The sequence below is a fragment of the Marinobacter fuscus genome (assembly GCF_003007675.1).
GTDB classification, from domain to species: Bacteria; Pseudomonadota; Gammaproteobacteria; order Pseudomonadales; family Oleiphilaceae; genus Marinobacter; species Marinobacter fuscus.
This window is the reverse complement of record NZ_PXNP01000092.1, coordinates 1-2,663: the sequence shown is the minus strand read 5'-3', so window position 1 is coordinate 2,663 and position 2,663 is coordinate 1. Positions and strand designations below refer to the sequence as shown.

The 2,663-nt window shown below is 54.8% G+C and carries 3 protein-coding genes; all 3 read right to left on the bottom strand.

Going from position 1 to position 2,663, the window contains the following annotated elements:
• Nucleotides 1-78 precede the first annotated feature (78 nt).
• Entirely contained in the window at nucleotides 79-1,407 is a 1,329-nt protein-coding gene (gene ltrA, locus C7H09_RS12470; protein ID WP_240616512.1) for a group II intron reverse transcriptase/maturase, read from the bottom strand.
• Nucleotides 1,408-1,931: 524 nt separating this feature from the next.
• Nucleotides 1,932-2,204 (bottom strand): hypothetical protein, encoded by a 273-nt coding sequence (locus C7H09_RS12460; RefSeq protein ID WP_106763167.1) that lies wholly within the window; start codon nucleotides 2,202-2,204, stop codon nucleotides 1,932-1,934.
• Between the two features lie 104 nt (nucleotides 2,205-2,308).
• Nucleotides 2,309-2,663: YceK/YidQ family lipoprotein (locus C7H09_RS20015; RefSeq protein ID WP_106763165.1), on the bottom strand; the 355-nt coding region annotated here is incomplete at its 5' end.

Sequence of the window (2,663 nt, the reverse complement as noted above, 5' to 3'; positions counted from 1 at the left end):
GGTCGAGTAGGCCCTGGGAACCACCCCCAAAGCCTCTCACAGAACCGTACGTGAACCTCTCGATTCATACGGCTCTTGTTATCCAACCATTGCCCTTGATCCTGCCCAGTGAGCAAATAGATCCGGCCGTCGCCGACGCAGTCCATTCACTCTCCGGGCAGCCTGTAACAGACCTCTGAGTTTCCGATACTTCCCTAATGCCCACCGGCTCAACCTCAGATCGAAATGAAACAGCACATTCCGAATGTAGCTGCGGCCAAACAGGCTATAGTACTGCATCCAGCCTCGGAGGCGGGACTGACAGAATCGAGCGAACTGCCCGAGTTCTTTCTGTCGCCACCATTTCCAGGGCCACTCGTTGATCTGCTTGCGGATCTCTTTCGCTGCACTCTGGCTGATGGCCGCCGTGAAGTAGACTTTCTTTTGTCCCAACCGGTTGCGGATCAGCCGCGGTCGGAAGGTGTGACCCAGAAAATCAAACGCGATCTCCGGGTAGTCCCGCCGGTTGTACTCGCTCTTACAATACACAATCTTTGTCTTGCGGGGATGGAGCGTCAAGCCACACGCTGTGAATCGTGCCTCAAGGACCGATTTCAGTGCTTGAGCTTCCCGTTCACTGGAACAATGGCATACGATATCGTCCGCATAGCGTTCGAACTGGATGCCACCCCAGCGCTTCTCCACCCAGCGATCAAAGACGTAGTGCAGGAACAGGTTTGCCAGTAAGGGACTGATCACACCGCCTTGCGGCGTGCCCCGATCGCGTTCCTCCACGGAACCATCCGCCAACTGAACCGGCGCGCTTAGCCAGCGCCGGATGTACAGCTTCTGCCAGTCCTCGGTCACATGACGATCCACGGCCTTCATTAACAGGTTGTGGTCGATGTTGTCGAAGAAGCCTTGAATGTCCATATCCAGCACCCAGGCTTTCTTCCAGCACCGGGCCTGAGTCTGTTTCAGCGCATCGTGCGCTGACTTTCCCGGGCGGTAGCCGTAAGAGTCCGGGTGGAAGTGTTGTTCCAGTTCCGGTTCAATCAGCAGCTTGACCACCATCTGCGCAATGCGGTCGGCAACCGTTGGGATGCCGAGACGACGGGTTGCCCCATCCGCCTTTTCGATCTCCACGCGCAAAACCGGTGGTGGATGATAGCTTCCTGAGGACAAACGGTTCCAAAGCTTGTAAAGGTTATTGCTGAGGTCACCATCAAAGTCTTCCAGACTCTGATGATCTACCCCGGCGCTACCTTTGTTGGCTCGAACCCGCTTGTAGGCCTGATAGACCAAGGCCTTCGGGATGGTAAATGGTTTTGCCTGACCCTGACGGCTCCTCCCGGAATTCGGTTGGCCATCTGGATCCGACGGGATAACTTGCCCCCTTCGCTCCACACCCATTACAGGTGTTTCCACACTACTACGGGCCAATCCGTCCCTGTGTCCTGCATCGGTACTCTCGCCTCGCGGGATCTCCACTTGTGCTTCTCCCTTAACATCAGGACGACAGGTTCTCATGTTCCATACTCAAGCCTGTACCCAGGTCATGCCGCCTCAAGACCGGCTGCCGCTGTGTCCGTTGTGCCAGCTCACGTCACAGCTCATCCCGGGGAGACGCTCGGTCCCCGGTTCTGACAACATCTGTCTACATTTCGACCCCTCATCGGCGGTTCACTTTCGTTCATCTCCTTGGGTACGTACCTGACCGCTCTTGACGGCCTTTTCCCATGTCGCTCACGACCCGCACTCTTAATGCAAGCCGCACAGGGCGGTTTGATCCCGGTGTCTGGTCACCGAGACCGAGGGGCCTTCCCTCATCTTGAGTACAGCAAGAAAGACTGAAGTCTTTCGTCATGACACACGAGCGTAGCGTAGTAGGCGTCCGGCGGACGGCCGCCAGGCCGGTAGCGAACTTGAACGATTGGTTATACATAAGGCTATCACCCCCACCAATGCCAAACCTTGGCTATACCGCGCCAGACAGCCCCGAGAATAGACGGAAACAGTTTCGGGAGCAGCAACGCCAACACCGCGAAAACTACGATGCAGGAAATAAGGTAACGACTGCTGAGAAAGCCATCCCAGTAGACGGCCAACTCCAAATTGACCCAGAGCCAAACGAATACTGCCGTTGGGATAGAGAAAAACAGCGATGCAAAAAGGCTGATCAACCTTGTTTCAATCGGCCCATCTTGGCCGCGATTCCTTGCCATGACCTATGAACATTCCTTGTGTATAACGCTTGCAGCATGCGCGCCTACGGAATGGAGCCGAAGGCGCAATGTAGTAGGCGTCGCCGTGCCTGCACTGGTTAGGTTTATTTCCCATGCCTCGGCATAACATCAATGCTGCCCCACTGAAACTGCTTATAGATTGTATAGGGTAGAACCAATGTATCTGCGACTGCACACGCCATCGAGTCAAGCACATACCCGCCAATTTCGAATGAATTATAGATGGTTCCGTTCGACCGTGATGCAAACAGAGCAAAGCAAGCGTTATGTGCCAATCCGCTGTAGACGCGAGGCAACGAGTTGCAATTTGTTTTGCTGTTCCAGTAGCCATCCGATATCGCGCCATTTTCTGTGACACTGACGGTCTTAGTGGTAGCGCACCCACTGCATGCTAAGACCAGCAGGATGATTACCGTTTTAACTTCCTTGATCAAAGGG